The sequence below is a fragment of the Mesorhizobium sp. WSM4833 genome (assembly GCF_055811095.1).
The window spans coordinates 221,586-238,690 of the sequence record NZ_JBVVQG010000003.1 but is presented as its reverse complement, the minus strand read 5'-3'; the positions used below and the strand labels follow the sequence as shown (position 1 = coordinate 238,690).

17 protein-coding genes are annotated in these 17,105 nt (G+C 63.4%); 10 read left to right on the top strand and 7 right to left on the bottom strand.

The features are described from left to right. The first annotated feature begins 13 nt into the window (after positions 1-13). From AC0L2D_RS07050 to AC0L2D_RS07020, 7 genes are all read left to right on the top strand, one after another. Positions 14-613, top strand: coding sequence for a VOC family protein (locus tag AC0L2D_RS07050; RefSeq protein WP_024503399.1), 600 nt, complete (start codon positions 14-16; stop codon positions 611-613). A 139-nt stretch (positions 614-752) separates the two neighbouring features. After that, positions 753-3,047 carry a bifunctional salicylyl-CoA 5-hydroxylase/oxidoreductase gene (locus AC0L2D_RS07045; RefSeq protein WP_473540667.1) on the top strand — a complete coding sequence of 765 codons (2,295 nt, stop codon included), beginning with the start codon at positions 753-755 and terminating at the stop codon, positions 3,045-3,047. Then, a complete protein-coding gene (locus AC0L2D_RS07040; protein ID WP_473540665.1) occupies positions 3,044-3,817 on the top strand; it encodes an SDR family NAD(P)-dependent oxidoreductase in 774 nt (257 codons plus the stop codon). Before AC0L2D_RS07045 ends, AC0L2D_RS07040 begins: the two co-directional genes overlap by 4 nt. Next, entirely contained in the window at positions 3,811-4,281 is a 471-nt protein-coding gene (locus tag AC0L2D_RS07035; RefSeq protein ID WP_013527979.1) for a MarR family winged helix-turn-helix transcriptional regulator, read from the top strand. The genes AC0L2D_RS07040 and AC0L2D_RS07035 overlap by 7 nt, the downstream gene beginning before the upstream one ends. Next, entirely contained in the window at positions 4,278-5,090 is an 813-nt protein-coding gene (locus AC0L2D_RS07030) for an enoyl-CoA hydratase family protein (RefSeq protein ID WP_473540664.1), read from the top strand. Before AC0L2D_RS07035 ends, AC0L2D_RS07030 begins: the two co-directional genes overlap by 4 nt. 75 nt (positions 5,091-5,165) lie before the next feature. Further along, complete coding sequence (locus AC0L2D_RS07025) at positions 5,166-6,314, top strand: acyl-CoA dehydrogenase family protein (RefSeq protein ID WP_473540663.1); 1,149 nt, start codon at positions 5,166-5,168, stop codon at positions 6,312-6,314. Between the two features lie 77 nt (positions 6,315-6,391). Then, positions 6,392-6,787, top strand: coding sequence for a RidA family protein (locus AC0L2D_RS07020; protein ID WP_063169943.1), 396 nt, complete (start codon positions 6,392-6,394; stop codon positions 6,785-6,787). A 24-nt stretch (positions 6,788-6,811) separates the two neighbouring features. Here AC0L2D_RS07020 and AC0L2D_RS07015 read toward each other — a convergent pair whose 3' ends face one another. Further along, positions 6,812-7,903 carry an LLM class flavin-dependent oxidoreductase gene (locus AC0L2D_RS07015; RefSeq protein ID WP_473540662.1) on the bottom strand — a complete coding sequence of 364 codons (1,092 nt, stop codon included), beginning with the start codon at positions 7,901-7,903 and terminating at the stop codon, positions 6,812-6,814. Between the two features lie 71 nt (positions 7,904-7,974). Then, positions 7,975-8,178 (bottom strand): hypothetical protein, encoded by a 204-nt coding sequence (locus AC0L2D_RS07010; protein WP_337122932.1) that lies wholly within the window; start codon positions 8,176-8,178, stop codon positions 7,975-7,977. A 229-nt stretch (positions 8,179-8,407) separates the two neighbouring features. Here AC0L2D_RS07010 and AC0L2D_RS07005 point away from each other — a divergent pair, with 229 nt between their 5' ends. The 3 genes from AC0L2D_RS07005 (at position 8,408) to AC0L2D_RS06995 (ending at position 11,354) form a co-directional block, all read left to right on the top strand. After that, on the top strand, positions 8,408-9,205 hold the full coding sequence (locus AC0L2D_RS07005; protein ID WP_024503391.1) for an ABC transporter substrate-binding protein: 798 nt from the start codon (positions 8,408-8,410) through the stop codon (positions 9,203-9,205). Positions 9,206-9,358: 153 nt separating this feature from the next. Continuing rightward, entirely contained in the window at positions 9,359-10,033 is a 675-nt protein-coding gene (locus AC0L2D_RS07000) for an amino acid ABC transporter permease (RefSeq protein ID WP_013527987.1), read from the top strand. Between the two features lie 46 nt (positions 10,034-10,079). Continuing rightward, positions 10,080-11,354, top strand: a complete 1,275-nt coding sequence (locus AC0L2D_RS06995) for a cysteine desulfurase-like protein (protein WP_337122934.1) — start codon at positions 10,080-10,082, stop codon at positions 11,352-11,354. 85 nt (positions 11,355-11,439) lie between these two features. Here the strand turns inward: AC0L2D_RS06995 and AC0L2D_RS06990 are convergent, their stop codons facing one another. The 5 genes from AC0L2D_RS06990 to AC0L2D_RS06970 all read right to left on the bottom strand — a co-directional run bounded on the left by AC0L2D_RS06990 (position 11,440) and on the right by AC0L2D_RS06970 (position 16,702). Next, positions 11,440-12,270, bottom strand: a complete 831-nt coding sequence (locus tag AC0L2D_RS06990) for a dipeptide ABC transporter ATP-binding protein (protein ID WP_013527989.1) — start codon at positions 12,268-12,270, stop codon at positions 11,440-11,442. Next, positions 12,270-13,124 carry an ABC transporter ATP-binding protein gene (locus AC0L2D_RS06985; RefSeq protein ID WP_337123891.1) on the bottom strand — a complete coding sequence of 285 codons (855 nt, stop codon included), beginning with the start codon at positions 13,122-13,124 and terminating at the stop codon, positions 12,270-12,272. Before AC0L2D_RS06985 ends, AC0L2D_RS06990 begins: the two co-directional genes overlap by 1 nt. Positions 13,125-13,126: 2 nt before the next feature. Then, positions 13,127-13,981, bottom strand: a complete 855-nt coding sequence (locus AC0L2D_RS06980) for an ABC transporter permease subunit (RefSeq protein WP_224618710.1) — start codon at positions 13,979-13,981, stop codon at positions 13,127-13,129. Positions 13,982-14,051: 70 nt separating this feature from the next. Next, positions 14,052-15,059: an ABC transporter permease subunit gene (locus AC0L2D_RS06975; RefSeq protein WP_027161814.1), complete on the bottom strand. Its 1,008-nt coding sequence runs from the start codon at positions 15,057-15,059 to the stop codon at positions 14,052-14,054. A gap of 50 nt (positions 15,060-15,109) precedes the next feature. Then, the gene (locus AC0L2D_RS06970; RefSeq protein WP_013527993.1) at positions 15,110-16,702 is read right to left on the bottom strand and encodes an ABC transporter substrate-binding protein; all 1,593 of its coding nucleotides are present in this window, start codon (positions 16,700-16,702) and stop codon (positions 15,110-15,112) included. Positions 16,703-17,105 lie beyond the last annotated feature (403 nt).

Genomic DNA, 17,105 nt, shown 5'->3' with positions numbered 1-17,105 from the left:
GGAGAGGACTGACATGAAGACCACAATCGCAATTGCAACGCTCGCCGCCGCGATGCTCGGCAGCGCCGGCATGGCCTCGGCGGATTCGATCCCGGGCATGCGCGGCCACGACCACACCGGCATCACGGTTCCCGACATGAAGCAGGCGGTCGACTTCTTCACCGAAGTGGTCGGCTGCAAGAAGGCGATGTCGTTCGGCCCGTTCGCCGACGACAAGGGCACCTTCATGCAGGATCTTCTGGGCGTCGATCCGAAGGCGGTGATCGAAGAGGTCACCATGGTGCGTTGTGGCTACGGCTCGAACATCGAGCTGTTCAAATACACCGCGCCCGACCAGAAGGACCTGACGCCGAAGAACAGCGACATTGGCGGCTTCCACATCGCCTTCTATGTCGACGACGTCGCTGCTGCCAAAGCCTATCTCGAAGGCAAGGGCGTCAAGACGCGGATGGGGCCGCTGCCGGTCAAGGAAGGGCCGGCCGCCGGCCAGACCATCCTCTATTTCCAGGCGCCGTGGGGGCTGCAACTGGAAGCGATCAGCTATCCCGATGGCATGGCCTATGAGAAGGGCGCCGAGACGGTGCTGTGGAGCCCGAAGAACCCGGAAAAGTGATCGGCAGCGCGCTTGCGTGATGACACGCAGGCGCGCTTTCGCCATGTCAGGACGATCTTCTGATATAAAACTTTAAGCTTGAAATATCTTGTCGCCGGCGCGATACTGAACTCCAGCAAGCGAAGAGGAGATCGCACAGATGAAGGTTGCGGTTCTCGGCGGCGGACCAGCCGGCCTCTACTTTGCCATTTCGATGAAACTGAGGGACGCCGCCCACGATGTGACGGTGTTCGAGCGCAACCGCGCCGACGACACGTTCGGCTGGGGCGTCGTGCTGTCGGCCGAAACGCTCGACAATCTGTCGAAAAACGATCCGGTCAGCGCCGTCTGGATCAAGAAGCACTTTGCCTACTGGGACGACATCGCAGTCATCCATGACGGCGTGCGCACGGTCTCGTCAGGACACGGTTTCTGCGGCATCGGCCGCAAGCGGCTGCTGGTCCTGCTGCAGCGCCGGGCGCGTGAACTCGGCGTCAAGCTGATGTTCGAGACCGACATCGCCGATCCCAAGCCTTACATGGAGACGCACGATCTGGTCGTCGCTGCCGACGGCCTGAACTCCAGGGCGCGCAACAGTTTCGTCGACATCTTCAAGCCCGACATCGACACCCGCAAATGCAAGTTCGTCTGGCTCGGCACCAACCAGAAATTCGACGACGCCTTCACCTTCATCTTCGAGAAGACCGAGCATGGCTGGGTGTGGGCGCACGCCTACCAGTTCGACAGCGACACGGCGACCTTCATCGTCGAATGCAGCGAACAGACCTGGGGCGCATTCGGCTTCGGCGCAATGTCGCAGCAGGAATCGATCGCCGTTTGTGAGCGGATCTTCGAAAAACATCTCGGCGGCCACGCCTTGATGACGAACGCCAACCATATCCGCGGTTCGGCCTGGATCAATTTCCCGCGCGTGCTGTGCGAGCGCTGGTCTTACAAGAATCTCGCGCTGATGGGCGATGCGGCGGCATCGGCGCATTTCTCGATCGGCTCCGGCACCAAGCTGGCACTGGAAAGTGCTGTGGCGCTGGCCGAATATGTCGAAACCGAGCCGGACTTGGATGCCGCCTTCCGCAGATATGAGGATGCCCGCCGCACCGAGGTGCTCAAGCTGCAATCGGCGGCGCGCAATTCGCTGGAATGGTTCGAGGAGGTCGAGCGCTATCTCGGCCTCGATCCGGTGCAGTTCAACTATTCGCTTTTGACCCGCTCGCAGCGTATCAGCCACGAGAATCTGCGACTGCGCGATGCCGAATGGCTTGAAAGCGCGGAAGAATGGTTCCAGCGCCAGGCGGGCGCCGGCGGCAACAGCCTGCGCCGCGCGCCGATGTTCGCGCCGTTCAAGCTGCGCGACATGAGGCTGCAGAACCGCGTCGTCGTTTCGCCGATGGCGCAGTACAAGGCTGTCGACGGCTGTCCGACCGACTGGCATTTCACCCACTACGCCGAGCGCGCCAAGGGCGGCGCCGGCCTCCTCTATATCGAGATGACCTGCGTCAGCCCGGAAGGGCGCATCACGCCCGGCTGTCCCGGCTTCTACGCGCCCAAGCATGAGGTGGCGTGGAAGCGGCTGGTCGATTTCGTCCACACCGAGACCGAGGCCAAGATCTGCGCCCAGATCGGCCACTCCGGCGCCAAGGGCTCGACCCGGCTCGGCTGGGAGGGCACTGACGTGCCGTTGGTCTCAGGCAACTGGCCGGTGATGGCGGCTTCGGCCGTTGCGTGGTCGCCGCAGAATCAGGTTCCGAAGGCGATGAACCGCGCCGACATGGACCGCGTGCGCGACGAATTCGTGGCGTCCACCGAGATGGCCGATCGTTGCGGCTTCGACATGCTCGAAATCCACGCCGCGCATGGCTATCTCTTGTCGTCCTTCATCACGCCGGTCACCAACCGGCGCACGGATGAATATGGCGGTTCGCTGGACAATCGCATGCGCTATCCCCTCGAAATCTTCCGCGCGGTGCGCGCCGCCTGGCCGGCGGAGAAGCCGATCTCGATGCGCATTTCGGCCAATGACTGGGTCGGCATCGAGGGCGTGACGCCGGCCGACGCGGTCGAGATCGCGCGGCTGCTGCATGAGGCCGGCGTCGACATCTGCGATGTCTCGGCAGGCCAGACCTCGGCACTGGCCAAGCCTGTCTATGGCCGCATGTTCCAAACGCCGTTTTCCGACCGCATCCGCAACGAGGTCGGCATGGCGACGATGGCGGTCGGCAACATCTACGAGCCGGACCATGTCAATTCGATCCTGATGGCCGGCCGCGCCGACCTCGTCGCGCTGGCGCGGCCGCATCTTGCCGATCCCTACTGGACGCTGCATGCCGCCGTCACGCTCGGCGACGGCGGTGTCAGATGGCCTGATCCCTATCTGCCCGGACGCGACCAGCTCTACCGTCTGGCCGAGCGCGACGCCGCAGCGGGGCTGAAAGTATGACGGCCGCCGCGACGATACCCGGCAAGCATGCGCTGGTCACTGGCGGCGGCTCCGGCGTCGGGCGGGCCATCGCGCTGGCGCTGGCTGCTGCCGGCATCGGCGTCACCATCTGCGGCCGCCGGGAAGCAGAGCTCGCCAAGGTGGCCGGCGAAAACGACCGCATCTTCAGCATCGCCGCCGATGTCACCGACGAGGCGGCAATGGCGGCGCTCTACGAGAGGGCGCAAGCCGCGCGCGGCCCGTTCGACATCGTCGTCGCCAATGCCGGCATGGCCGGCAGCGCGCCGGCGCACAAAACCGCGCTCAGCGACTGGCAGCGGACGCTCGACGTCAATCTGACCGGTGCCTTCCTGACGGTGAAGCCCGCGCTGGCCGGAATGGCCGCGCGGAAAACGGGACGAATTGTTTTCATCGCCTCGACCGCCGGCCTGAAAGGCTACGCCTACGTCGCGTCTTACGTCGCCGCCAAGCATGGCGTCATCGGCCTGATGCGGGCGCTTGCCGCCGAAACAGTGAAATCCGGCGTCACCGTCAACGCGGTGTGCCCAGGCTTTGTGGAAACCGAAATGCTGGAAGAGTCCATCCGGCGCATCATCGAAAAGACCGGCCGCTCGGCCGAACAAGCGCGATCGAGCCTTGCCTCGACCAACCCGCAAGGCCGCTTCATCCAGCCGGATGAAATTGCCGCCGCCGTGCTGTGGCTGTGCGGCGACGCCGCCCAATCGATCACCGGACAGGCGATTTCCATCTCAGGAGGCGAAACATGGTAGCCGGCCCCCTGCCCGCGCCGTCGGGACCCGGCAAGGACCGCTTGCGTCTGTGGATCAGGCTGCTGCGCGCCTCGCGCACGATCGAGGCCGAGCTGCGCGAGCGGCTGAAGAAGGACTTCAACACCACGCTGCCGCGCTTCGACGTGATGGCAGCGCTTTATCGCGCGCCGGAAGGCATGCTGATGAGCGACCTGTCGCGCTTCCTGCTGGTCTCCAACGGCAATGTCACGGGCATCGTCGACCGGCTGGTTTCGGAAGGACTTGTCGCCCGCGCGCGGCGCAATGGCGACCGCCGCACCTCGATGGTGCGGCTGACCGAGGAAGGCACGCAGGCTTTTGCCGCGATCGCCGCGGCGCATGAAGGCTGGATCGGCGAATTGCTGGGCAAGGTCAGTGAGGACGACGCGCGCCGGCTGACCGGCATGCTGACCTCGTTCCGCAGCAACTGGGAGGGACGCGAATGACCGCAATGGCCGGGCGCAAGCCGAAGCATTTCCTCTGGGAGGTCGAGGGCAGGATCGCCAAGGTCCGGCTCGATCGGCCGGAGCGCAAGAACCCGCTGACCTTCGACAGCTATGCGGAACTCCGCGACACGTTCCGCGACCTCGTCTATGCCGACGATGTCGACGCCGTGGTGTTCCTTTCCAATGGCGGCAATTTCTGCTCCGGCGGCGATGTCCACGACATTATCGGCCCGCTGGTCAAAATGGACATGAAGGAGCTCCTGGCCTTCACCCGCATGACCGGCGATTTCGTCAAGGCGATGCTGAATTGCGGCAAGCCGATCATTGCGGCGGTCGACGGCGTCGCGGTCGGCGCCGGCGCCATCATTGCGATGAGCTCCGACATCCGCATCGCCACGCCGGAAGCCAAGACCGCGTTCCTGTTTACCCGCGTCGGCCTCGCCGGCTGCGATATGGGCGCCTGCGCGATCCTGCCGCGCATCATCGGCCAGGGCCGCGCCGCCGAGCTGCTCTACACCGGCCGCACCATGACGGCTGATGAAGGCGAACGCTGGGGTTTCTACAACCGGCTGGTCGATGCCGCCGCGCTTGAAGCCGACGCGCTCGACATGGCGGCGCGCATCGTCTCCGGCCCGACCTTCGCGCACGGCATCACCAAGACCCAGCTCAACCAGGAATGGTCGATGGGCCTCGACCAGGCGATCGAGGCGGAAGCGCAGGCGCAAGCGATCTGCATGCAGACCCGCGACTTCGAACGCGCCTACAAGGCGTTCGTGGCCAAGGAAAAGCCGGTGTTCGAGGGGGATTGAGGATGATGCTTTGCGTGGAGACGTTGGCGGGAGGGGGGCGCCGTAGTGCGCAAGGCCTCAATAGCGGGGCCACCAATGCCTGATCGTTCCTTCCTCTCCTGGCCGTTCTTCGAAGACCGCCATCGCCACCTCGCCGAGCACCTCGAGGCATGGTGCACGACCAACCTCCCAGTCGATCACCATGATGTCGACGCCGCCTGCCGCGAGCTGGTCAGCAAGCTCGGCCGAGACGGCTGGCTGAAGCCGACGGCGCTCGACACCGACAATCCGGGCCCCCTCGACGTCCGCACTTTGTGCATCACGCGCGAGACGCTCGCCCGCCATGACGGGTTGGCCGACTTTGCCTTCGCCATGCAAGGGCTGGGCACCGGCGCGCTCAGCCTGTTCGGCACGGTGGAGCAGCGGCAATGGCTTTCGAAGACGCGCGCCGGCAAGGCGATATCAGCCTTCGCCCTGTCGGAGCCGCGCTCGGGATCAGATGTCGCCAACACGGAAATGACGGCGACCCGCGACGGCGATAGCTACGTTCTTACAGGCGAAAAAACCTGGATCTCCAATGGCGGCATCGCCGACCTCTATGTCGTCTTTGCCCGCACCGGCGAGGCGCCGGGCGCCAAGGGACTTTCCGCTTTCCTCGTGCCTGGCGACGCCAAGGGCCTTGGCATCGCCGAACGGCTCGAAGTGATCGCGCCGCATCCGCTGGCGCGGCTGTCTTTCGACCGGGTCCGCCTGCCGGCCACCGCACAGATCGGCAAGCCAGGCGACGGCTTCCGCATCGCCATGTCGGTGCTCGATGTGTTCCGCTCGACCGTCGGTGCGGCGGCACTCGGCTTTGCCCGCCGCGCACTGGATGAAAGCATCAAACGCGTGGCCGAGCGCAAACTGTTCGGCGCGCCGATGGCCGAATTGCAAATGGTGCAGGGGCACATCGCCGACATGGCGCTCGATGTCGATGCGGCGGCGCTGCTGGTCTACCGTGCCGCCTGGACCAAGGACATGGGCGCTGCCCGCGTCACCCGCGAGGCGGCGATGGCCAAGCTGTTTGCCACCGACAAGGCGCAAGAGGTGATCGACAAGGCCGTGCAACTGCACGGCGGCGACGGCGTCCGCAAAGGCCACATCGTCGAAAGCCTGTATCGCGAGATCCGCGCGCTGCGCATCTATGAGGGCGCCTCCGACGTGCAGAAAGTGGTGATTGCGCGGCAAGTGATGGGCGCGGCCTGAAGCAGGTCGCGCCCACGGACCAAACTGTCTTGACAATGGATATTGCGAACCGAGTTTTGACGAATCGGGAGACTGAAATGCACCAGATTTTGCAGCCGGAAGGCTGGGCCAAACCTGTCGGCTACGCCAACGGCGTCGCGGCGCGCGGTCGGCTCGTCTTCGTTGGCGGACAGGTCGGCTGGAACGGCCAATGCCAGTTCGAAACCGACGATTTTGTTGGCCAGGTGCGGCAAACGCTTCAGAACATCGTCGCGGTGCTGGCGGAAGCCGGCGCGGGGCCGCAGCACATCACCTCGATGACCTGGTACTTCACCGACAAGGCCGAATACCTTGCCAATCTCAGGGGTATCGGCGAGGCCTATCGCGAGGTCATCGGCCGGCATTTTCCGGCGATGGCCGCCATGCAGGTGGTGGCGCTGGTCGAGGATCGCGCCAAGATCGAAATCCAGGCCACCGCCGTCATTCCGGAATAAATTATTGGCTGCCTCAGGAATAAATTATTCGCGAAGCCCCGCCTGCCTCAAGATCGGCAGCACGTGATCGCAGAAATAGGGCAGTTCTTGCGTGTAGTTGACGAAGGACAGCGCGATGCCCTGATAGCCGTGCCCGGCAATGGCGACCATGTCGGCGGCGATCGTTTCCGGCGTTCCGATCAGCGGGTAGGTGCCGGCGCCGCCGGCGAAACGCTGCCGGTAGCGGTCATAGGCGTGCGGGTCGTGCGATTGCGAGAATTCCTTCTTGCCGGCCATGTGGGCATCGACGGCGTCATGGTCGGCCATATCGACGGCGTAGCGCGTGTAGTAGGCCTGCGCCTCTTCCATCGTCGGGCGGCAGACGACATGCGCCACGGTGTAGACGCCGACATCGCGGCCTGCCTTATCGGCCCGCTCGCTGATGTCGGCGACATGCTTGCCGGCATCGCTCATTTCCGAAAATGTCGTGAACAGATAATCGCACCGGGCGGCAGCGAAATCGCGGCCCGGCCCGCCGAAGGCGGCGTTCATGGTCACGGGGCGCGGAACCTGCAGACTGGCCGGCCGGCTGACAGCCTCCTTGAGGCGGTAATAAGTGCCTTCGTAATCGAGCGGCTCGGCCGACGCATAAAGCTTTTCCAGGATTTCGATCCATTCGGCCGCCTGATCGTAGCCCTTCTCGACCAAAGGCATGCCGAACATGCCGAATTCCTTCGGGTTCCAGCCGCAGACGATGTTCAAGCCCGCGCGGCCCTGGCTAATATGGTCGACCGTCGCCAGCGCCTTGGCGGCATAGAGCGGATGCACCAGCGGCACATGCACGGTCATGAACAGGCCGATCTGCTCGGTGGCCATGGCGAGTGCCGCCGCCCAGGTGAAGGTCTCGAACGACCATTCGCGCACCTTGTTGCGGCCGCCGAAGCCGCGCCAACGCGCGATCGGCAGCATGAACTCCAGCCCGGCGCGGTCGGCGATCTGGGCTGCGGTCACATTGTCCTGCCAGCTCGCCGCCCAGCGCTCCGGCACATCGGTGATGGCAAGCCCGCCATCGGCATTGGTCGAAAAGACGCCAAGCTTCAGTCTGTTCGGGCCGTGCAAAGGGTGTGGTTTGTTCACGTCGCTGCCTCCCGGCGAAGATCGCACGCTAGGCCCGCGCAGAAATATTTCAAGCCTGAAATAGCTTGGCGTCACCATCGCTCGCGGGTATCGGTTCCAGCGGGCCGCACCGTGTCCACCACGCAACGGACATCGCAGCTTTTTAAGCTTAAAACTTTCGCCTTGAAAAGCGCCGCACTTTGGATAAGCATTCCGGAGTCGATGGCGATTGCCGTGCCGGACGGGCTTGCCGGCCAGTCCATCGAGCAGACCAGTCCATCGTGCCGGCCAGCCATCGTGGGTGCTCCGGGTGGGAGTCTCAGTTCTTGTCGTTCATACTGCCCCAGTCATCATCCAACACGCGCCCTGCCTTCGATGACGTGCGCGCGGATTCGCGGTCTGCAACACACAACATCGCCAACCGTGACCGCATGGTCGCTGCCATGAATTGACGCCCTGCGTGAAGCGGGGCGGCAAAAAACCGTGCGGGAGCAACCCGCCCGATCAACAACAGAGGGAACAAAAATGAGCTTCACGCGTCGCAAATTGCTTCTTCTCGCCGCCGCCATCGGCATCGCCGCCGGCCCCGCCACCGCTTATGCCGCGGATGTGCTCAATGTCGGCGCCTACCCGACCAACCCGCCCTTCGAATTCAAGAACGAGAGCGGCACTTTCGAAGGCTTCGAGGTCGACATCGTCAACGAAGCCGCCAAGCGCATCGGCATGACCACCGACATCGCCGATCTCGGCTTCCAGGCGCTGTTTGCCGCCACCACCTCGAAGCGCATCGACGTCGCCATCTCGTCGATCACCATCACGGCGGAGCGGCTGAAGTCACAGTCGTTCACGCAGCCCTATTATGATTCCGATATGGGCATCGCTACCAAGGCCGACAGCCCGATCAAGGCCGAGGCCGACCTCAAGGGCAAGATCATCGGCGTGCTGTCAGGCTCGACCGGCGAAACCTGGGTCAAGGCGCATCAGGAAGCCGACGGCTTCAGCGACGTGAAGGGCTACGACACGCAGCAGAACCTGCTGCTCGACCTCAGCGCCGGCCGCGTCGATGCGGCAGTCAGCGACATTCCGGGCATGGAATATTCCTTCACCAAGATGAAGGACCTGGTGGTCAAGGAGCGCATCAAGACCGGTGAGCAATACGGCCTGATGATGACCAAGGACCACCCGCTGCTCGGCAAGCTGAACGATGCGCTGAGCGCGATGAAGAAGGACGGCACGCTGGCCGCGATCCACAAGAAGTGGTTCGGCAGCGACGCGCCCGCCGACTCTTCGACCATGAAGGAAATGCCGCTGCCGAAGGCCTGAGCTGAAAGCTGCGGTAACATCGTGCCGGCTTTCCAGGCCGGCACGATTCTTTCACGCCTGGCCGCCGGCTTCTGCCGCAGATCTCCTCGCCCTCGGCGGGGCCAATCGATTTTAACGTGAGCATTCTTTGCTCTGGGGTTCGGGAACGCTCCCATGTCGCTGATCGACACCTTCTTCAACCCCGACGTCATCATGTCCAGCCTGCCGGCGCTGCTGCGCGGCTTCCTGAACACGCTGCTGCTCGGCATTTTGAGCATCGGCATCGGCATCCCCATCGGCCTGGGGATCAGTCTGGTGCGGCTCTATGCGCCGAAGCCGCTGCGCTGGCTCGCGGTCGGCTACACCGACATCTTCCGCGCCCTGCCGGTGCTGGTCGTGCTGATCCTGATCTACTATGCGCTGCCCTTCCTCGGCATACGCCTGTCGTCCTGGGCATCGGCGGTGACAGCCTTCGCCTTCATCATGTCGGCCTACTCGGCCGAGGTGTTCCGCTCCGGCATCGAAAGCATTCCGCGCGGGCAGTTCGAGGCGTCGCAGGCGCTTGGCCTGCCGTTCCTCCTGACCTTGCGCAAGGTGGTGCTGCCACAAGCGATCCGCGTCGTCATCCCGCCGATGACCAGCAACTGCGTCTCGATGTTCAAGGACACCTCGCTCGCCTCCACCGTGGCGCTGCCGGAACTCTTGAAGGAGGCGACCAACGCGCAGTCGCTCTACGCCAACCCCTCGCCGCTGATCGGCGCCGCCCTCGTCTATCTCATCTTCCTCTGGCCGATGGTCCGCCTCGTCAGCCTGCTTGAAGAGCGCTTCAAGACCGAAAAGAAGCGCTGACCTCCGCCACCTGATCCCCGTCCAAGCCCTCCGCAGGAGCCTACCCGTGAATAAGCATCAAACCGACAATGCGAATGCCACCGCGTTCCCCGTCGACACCATCCGCGCCATGTTTCCAGCCTTGCAGCGGGCCGGCGATTTCATCTTTTTGGACAACGCCGCCGGCGCGCAGATCCCGCAGAGCGTGCTCGACGCGGTGACCAATCATCTGGTTTCGCACAATGTGCAGCGTGGCGGCCGCTATGGCCGCAGCGTCACCGTCGACCAATCGGTCGCCGATGCGCGGACAAGCGTCGCTCTGCTCATCAACGCCTACAGCCCGGCGGAAATCTGCTTCGGCATGAATGCCACCTCGTTCATCCGCCTGGTCAGCCTCGGCATCGGCCAGATGCTGCAAGAGCGCGACGAGATCGTCGTCACCGACATGGATCATGACGCCAACATCGCGACTTGGCTGGCGCTGGAGTCGGCCGGTGCGAAATTCAAATGGTGGCGGATGCGTGAGGACGGCAATCTGCATGTCGACGATCTGCGTCCGCTGGTTTCGGACCGCACCCGCCTGGTCGCCTGCACGGTGACAGCGCACTCGATCGGCTCGATCGTCGATGTCGCTGCGGTGGCTGAGATCGCGCATGCGGCCGGCGCCGAAGTGTTCCTCGACTGCGTGCATTACGGGCCGCATGGACTGATCGACGTGCAGGCCTGGGACTGCGACTATCTCGTCTGCTCCGGCTACAAGAATTTCTCGCCGCATATGGGCTTCCTGTGGGGCCGCTTCGAAACGCTGAAGCGGCTGCCGACCTTCCGCGAGGACTTCATCCCCGACGAGCCGCCCTACAAGGTCGAGGCCGGCACCTTCATCTACGAGAACGTCTCCGGCATGGATGCGGCGGTGCAGTATCTGGAACTGATCGGCCGCAATCTGGCGCCGTCCAACAACCGCTCCCGACGCGAAAACATCGTTGCCGGCATGGGCGCCATCCGCGACTACGAGCTGGTGCTGGCGCGCGAGATGCTGGCCGTGCTGAAGGATTGCGGGGCAACCATCTACGGCGTTGCCGACGAGGCGCGGATCACCGAGCGCGTGCCGACCTTCTGCTTCAACATCGGCAAACTATCGCCGCAGCGCGTCGTCGAGGAAATGGCCGAGATGCAGATCGGCATCCGCGACGGCCACATGTACGCGCCACGGCTGATGAAGCGACTCAATCTCTCGATGGACAGCGGCGCCATCCGCGCCTCGCTGGTGCATTACAATACAGTCGAGGAGATCCATAAATTCGGCGAGGCGCTGCGCGCCATCATCGCCAAGCTGTCGTGAGAGGCGGCCTCTCCAGCGTCGTCATCCATGGGCGGAACAAGGGAGCGTAGCGACGCAGTGCAGACCCGAGGATGACGAAGAGACGTCAGGCCGCTTTCTTCTTCGCCAGCCTCGCCTTGATCGACGCGACGTCGGCGCGCGGTGTCGCCGCGAACAGCGTCCGGGTGTAGCTGTGCTTGGGATCGGCGAAGACCTCGTCGCGCGAGCCGTATTCGACCGCTTCGCCGAAATACATCACCATCACATCGTCGGCGATGTAACGCACCACGGACAGATCGTGGCTGATGAAGACATAGGTCAGCTGGAACTCATCCTGCAGGTCGGCAAGCAGGTTGAGCACCTGCGCCTGCACCGACAGATCGAGCGCCGAGACCGGCTCGTCGAGCACCAGCAGGCTCGGGTTCAGCATCAGCGCGCGGGCAATGGCGATGCGCTGACGCTGGCCGCCGGAAAACATATGCGGATAGCGATTGTAGTGCTCGTGGCCGAGGCCAACCTTCTTCAGCATCTTCATCGCAAGGTCGCGCCGCTCGGACGCCGGCTTGTCGGTGTTGATCAAAAGCGGCTCGCCCAGCACGTCGCCGATCTTCTGGCGCGGATTGAGCGATCCGTAGGGGTTCTGGAAGACGATCTGCACCTTGCGGCGCATCTCCTTGGTCAATCCGCCCTTGGCGATGTCGACCTTGTTGCCGTCGATGAACAATTCGCCCGATGTCGCCGGATCGATCAGCGTGATGATGCGGGCAAGCGTTGACTTGCCGCAGCCGCTTTCGCCGACAATGGCCAGCGTCTTGCCCTTGTCGACCTTGAACGAGACCCCCTTGACCGCGTGCACGGTACGCGGCCCGGTGAACAGGCCGCCGCCGATGTGGTAGTCGCGGACGATGTTCTTGCCTTCGAGAACCGTCGTGCTCATCAGGCGGCTCCCGCAGCAGAGGGGGCCGGCTCGAACATCATGTCGGAAACGGTCGGCAGCCGGTCGCCGACGGCGTTTTCCGGCAGCGCCGACAAAAGCGCCCGCGTGTAGTTGCTCTTTGGCGATTCAAACAGCGACAGCACGTCGGCCTCTTCCATCTTGCGGCCCTTGTACTGGACGATGACGCGGTCGGCGGTCTCGGCCACCACGCCCATATTGTGGGTGATCATGATCAGGCCCATGCCGTATTTGGCCTGCAGCGAAACCAGCAGATCGAGGATCTGCTTCTGGATGGTGACGTCGAGCGCCGTGGTCGGCTCGTCGGCGATCAGCAGTTTCGGATTGCAGGCAATGGCGATGGCGATCATGACGCGCTGGCACTGGCCGCCCGACATCTGGTGCGGGAAGGAACTCAGCCGCTCTTCAGGGTCGGCGATGCCGACCAGCTTCATCAGTTCGATGGCACGCGCCCGGCGCTGGGCGCGGTCCATGCCCATGTGGAAGCGCAACACCTCCTCGATCTGGAACCCGACGGTGAAGCACGGATTGAGGCTGGCGATCGGCTCCTGGAAGATCATCGAGATGTCCTTGCCGACGATCTTGCGGCGTTCGGACGGGCTGAGCTTCAGCAGATCGACGCCGTCGAAGGCCATGCGGTCGGCCTTGACGGTTGCCGTGTTGGGCAACAGCCCCATCACCGCCAGCATCGCCACCGACTTGCCGGAGCCGGACTCGCCGACGATCGCCAGCACTTCGCGCGGCTCGATCGACAGGTCGATACCTTGCACGGCCATGAACGGTCCGGCCGCGGTGTCGAAGGAAACGGTGAGGTTCGTGATCTCGAGCAGAGACATGCTCACGACCTCTTCAGCTTGGGGTCGAGCGCGTCGCGCAGGCCGTCGCCGATCAGGTTGATAGCGAAGACGGTGATCAGGATGGCGAGACCCGGGAAGGTCACCACCCACCAGGCGCGCAGGATGAATTCGCGCGCCTCGGCCAGCATGGTGCCCCATTCCGGCGTCGGCGGCTGCGCGCCCATGCCGAGGAAGCCAAGGGCCGCCGCCTCGAGGATGGCGTTGGAGAAGGACAGCGTCGCCTGCACGATCAACGGCGCGATGCAGTTTGGCAGGATGGTGACCAGCATCAGCCTGAGATGGCTGGCGCCGGCGACCTTGGCCGAGACGACATATTCGCGGGTCTTTTCGGCCATCACGGCGGCGCGGGTGAGCCGGGCGAAATGCGGCTGCAGCACGAAGGCGATGGCGATCATGGCGTTGACGAGGCCGGGGCCAAGCACCGCGACCAGCACCAGGGCCAAGAGCAGCGACGGGAAGGCCAGGATGATGTCCATGATGCGCATGATCAGCGTGTCGACCCAGCCGCGGCAGTAGCCGGCGAGCAGGCCGAGGATGACGCCTGAAATCAGCGCTGACGTGACAACGACGAAGCCGATGGCGAGCGAGAAGCGCGAGCCGTAGATCAGGCGCGACAGCATATCGCGGCCGACGGCGTCGGTGCCGAGCAGGAACTGCGCATTGCCGCCCTCCTGCCAGGCCGGCGGCGTCAGGAAGAAGTCGCGGAACTGATCGTCCGGCGAATGCGGCGCCAGCAGCGGCGCGAAAATGGCGATCAGGATCAGCAGCGCGAAGACGAAGAGCCCGATCACCGCGCCCTTGTTGACGGAGAAGTAATGCCAGAACTCGCCGAACATCTGCAACCTGGCGTCCTGCGGCTTGACGACGGTCGCGGCTTCGATGGTGGCGGGGCCTTCATTGCTCATGTCAGTTGGCCCGGATGCGTGGGTTGATGACGGCGTAGAGCACGTCGACGATGAGGTTCACCGACATGACGATCAGCGCGATCAAAAGCAACCCGCCCTGCACGGTGAAATAGTCGCGCTTGGAAATGGCGTCGATCATCCATTTGCCGATGCCGGGCCAGGAGAAGATGCTCTCGGTCAGGATGGCGCCGGTGAGCAGCGTGCCGACCTGCAGGCCGATGGTGGTGACGACCGGGATCAGCGCGTTGCGGAAGGCGTGCAGGCCGATGACCCTACGCGGCGCCAGGCCCTTGGCGCGCGCGGTGCGGACATAGTCCTCACCCAGCACCTCGAGCATCGCCGAGCGCGTCTGCCTCGCGATGACGGCAAGCGGAATGGTGCCGAGCACGATGGTCGGCAAGATCAGGTGCGACAGCGCCGAACGGAAGGCGCCCTTCTGGCCCGAGATCAGGGAATCGATGGTCATGAAGCCGGTCACCGGCTTGAAGAAGTAGAGGAGGTCGATGCGGCCTGAAACCGGCGTCCAGTGCAGCATGCCGGAGAACACGATGATCAGCAGGAGACCCCACCAGAAGATCGGCATGGAATAGCCGGCCAGCGCCGTGCCCATGGTCAATTGGTCGAACCAGGAGCCGCGGCGGATGGCGGCGAAGATGCCGGCGGCGACACCTAGGACAATGGCAAAGATCATGGCGAAGATGGCGAGCTCGACCGTTGCCGGGAAGCGCACCAGGAAATCCTTGAGCACCGGCGTCTTGGTGGAAAACGAGGTGCCGAAATCACCGCTGAGGATGTTGGTCAGATAGGTCAGATATTGTTGCCAGATCGGCAGGTCGAAACCGAACTGGTGCATGAGCGCCGTGTGGCGTTCGGGCGACAGGCCGCGTTCGCCCGCAAGCACCAGCACCGGATCACCGGGCAGGATGCGCACGAAGCCAAAGGCGAGGATGGTTATCCCGATGAAGGTCGGGATGATGAGGGCGAGCTTGCCGAGGATATAACGCAGCATGGCGGGCGAGTGGGGGCGTCACCACATGGAGGCGCCCCCGTTTCGCAACCTTATTCGGCGATATCGACGCCGTCGAAGCGGTGGATACCGAGCGGATCCATCGCAAAGCCGGTGACGGTCTTCTGCATCGGCATGAACACCTTGGAGTGAGCGAGCGTCGCCCAGGGTGCCTGTTCCTTGAAGATGACCTGTGCCTGTTCATAGAGCTTGGTGCGCTCGGCCTGGTCCGAAACGGTCTTGGCCTTGTTGATGAGCGCATCGAAGTCCTTGTTGCACCATTCCGCGCGGTTGTTCGAACCGACGGAAGCGCAGCTCAGGAGCACGCCGAGGAAGTTGTCCGGATCGCCATTGTCGCCGGTCCAGCCGACGATGACGGCGCCGTCGTGATCGACCGCGGAAGCGCGCTTGAGGTATTCACCCCAATCGTAGCTGACGATCTCGACGGTGACGCCGACCTTGGCGAAGTCCGCCTGGATCAATTCGGCGGTGCGGCGCGCGTTCGGCATGTAGGGGCGCGACACTGGCATGGCCCAGACGTTCATCTTGAGGTCCTTGACGCCGGCCTCTTCAAGCAGCTTCTTGGCTGCATCCGGATCGTACGGATCGTCCTTCACTTCCTTGTTGTAGGACCACATGGTCGGCGGGATCGGGTTGACCGCCACCTGGCCGGCACCCTGGAAGACCGCGTCGATGATGGCCTTCTTGTTGATGGCCATGTTGAGCGCCTTGCGCACGCGCACGTCGTCGAACGGCTTCTGCTGGGTGTTGTACATTAGCGCGCCGACATTGAGGCCTTCCTGCTCCTCGACCTTCAGGTTCGCATCGGCCTGCAGGCCGGCGATGTCGGCCGGTGCCGGGTACGACATGATGTTGCATTCGCCGGCCTTGAGCTTCTGTGCGCGCACGGCCGGATCGGTGGTGATGGCGAAGACCAGATCGTCGATCTTCTGCTTGCCGCCCCAATAGTCCGGGTTGGCCTTGTAGCGGATGGCGGCGTCGGTCTGGTAGTCGACGAAGATGAACGGGCCGGTGCCGATCGGCTTCTGGTTGAACAGCTCAGGCGTCTTGTCGGCCTGCAGCTTGTCGGCATATTCCTTGGAGACGACGGACGCAAAATCCATGCCCAGCGTCGGAATGAAGGTGATCGCCGGCTCCTTGAGGGTGAACTTCACCGTCAGGTCATCGACCTTCTCGACCTTGGTGATGTTGTCGCCGAACTGGTCATTGTAATACTGGTAGGCAATGCCCGGAATGTACTGGAACCAGGGACCGTTCTTGTCGACCTGACGTTCGAACGAGAACACCACATCGTCGGCGTTGAAGTCGCGCGTCGGGGTGAAATAGTCGGTGGCGGCGAATTTGACGCCCTTGCGCAGCTTGAAGACATATTCCTTGCCATCGTCGGAGATCGTCCAGCTTTCGGCCAGGCCCGGCGAGGTCGTCGTCTTGCCGTGATCGAATTCGACGAGGCGGTTGAAGACGGTGCGCGAGGACGCGTCGAACGTCTGGCCTGCGGTATACGGCGCCGGATCGAAACCTTCCGGCGAAGCTTCCGCGCAGTAGACCAGAGTTTTCGCATTGGCCATGCCGCCCAGGACGCTTGCAGCCAGCAACGCGGCTGCAAAAGTCAGCTTCTTATTCATTGAGCACTCCCTGATGTTCTTCCAAGCCCCTCTATCAGGCTCGCGAAGCGCGCATATAAGCACCGTTTTTCCGGCTTTGGAACACCCCGTTTGCTTACCCCGCGGGAAGCAGGAAAAAAATCCGCAACTTTGCCAAATTGCAGAAAAAATTAGCCGTTTCTTCCGTTCACGAGATTATTAACAGCCGAATTTTTTTATTGATCGCCAGGCTGACGATATAAATGTTCCCGGCGCTTCCGAGCGGCCGTGGGATGCGTCAGGACACCGCCTGGAGCGCTGGCGGCGGCAAAGACTTTCGACGGCAAATCTTTCGCCGCGTTGCCGCAAGGGCAAGACTTGCACGCTCACCAAGGGAGGCAATACATAGGGTGTAGCGGCCGCAGCGGAGGGCGCCCTTGCCAAT

Coding starts and splice junctions, on each gene's coding strand:
- AC0L2D_RS07010 (WP_337122932.1), bottom strand. CDS start 8,178: ATGGCTGGCCGGCACGATGGACTGGTCTGCTCGATGGACTGGCCGGCA.
- AC0L2D_RS07020 (WP_063169943.1), top strand. CDS start 6,392: ATGCACCAGATTTTGCAGCCGGAAGGCTGGGCCAAACCTGTCGGCTAC.
- AC0L2D_RS06980 (WP_224618710.1), bottom strand. CDS start 13,981: ATGTTCGGCGAGTTCTGGCATTACTTCTCCGTCAACAAGGGCGCGGTG.
- AC0L2D_RS06970 (WP_013527993.1), bottom strand. CDS start 16,702: ATGAATAAGAAGCTGACTTTTGCAGCCGCGTTGCTGGCTGCAAGCGTC.
- AC0L2D_RS07025 (WP_473540663.1), top strand. CDS start 5,166: ATGCCTGATCGTTCCTTCCTCTCCTGGCCGTTCTTCGAAGACCGCCAT.
- AC0L2D_RS07005 (WP_024503391.1), top strand. CDS start 8,408: ATGAGCTTCACGCGTCGCAAATTGCTTCTTCTCGCCGCCGCCATCGGC.
- AC0L2D_RS07050 (WP_024503399.1), top strand. CDS start 14: ATGAAGACCACAATCGCAATTGCAACGCTCGCCGCCGCGATGCTCGGC.
- AC0L2D_RS07000 (WP_013527987.1), top strand. CDS start 9,359: ATGTCGCTGATCGACACCTTCTTCAACCCCGACGTCATCATGTCCAGC.
- AC0L2D_RS07030 (WP_473540664.1), top strand. CDS start 4,278: ATGACCGCAATGGCCGGGCGCAAGCCGAAGCATTTCCTCTGGGAGGTC.
- AC0L2D_RS06990 (WP_013527989.1), bottom strand. CDS start 12,270: ATGAGCACGACGGTTCTCGAAGGCAAGAACATCGTCCGCGACTACCAC.
- AC0L2D_RS07035 (WP_013527979.1), top strand. CDS start 3,811: ATGGTAGCCGGCCCCCTGCCCGCGCCGTCGGGACCCGGCAAGGACCGC.
- AC0L2D_RS06975 (WP_027161814.1), bottom strand. CDS start 15,059: ATGCTGCGTTATATCCTCGGCAAGCTCGCCCTCATCATCCCGACCTTC.
- AC0L2D_RS07045 (WP_473540667.1), top strand. CDS start 753: ATGAAGGTTGCGGTTCTCGGCGGCGGACCAGCCGGCCTCTACTTTGCC.
- AC0L2D_RS06985 (WP_337123891.1), bottom strand. CDS start 13,124: ATGTCTCTGCTCGAGATCACGAACCTCACCGTTTCCTTCGACACCGCG.
- AC0L2D_RS07040 (WP_473540665.1), top strand. CDS start 3,044: ATGACGGCCGCCGCGACGATACCCGGCAAGCATGCGCTGGTCACTGGC.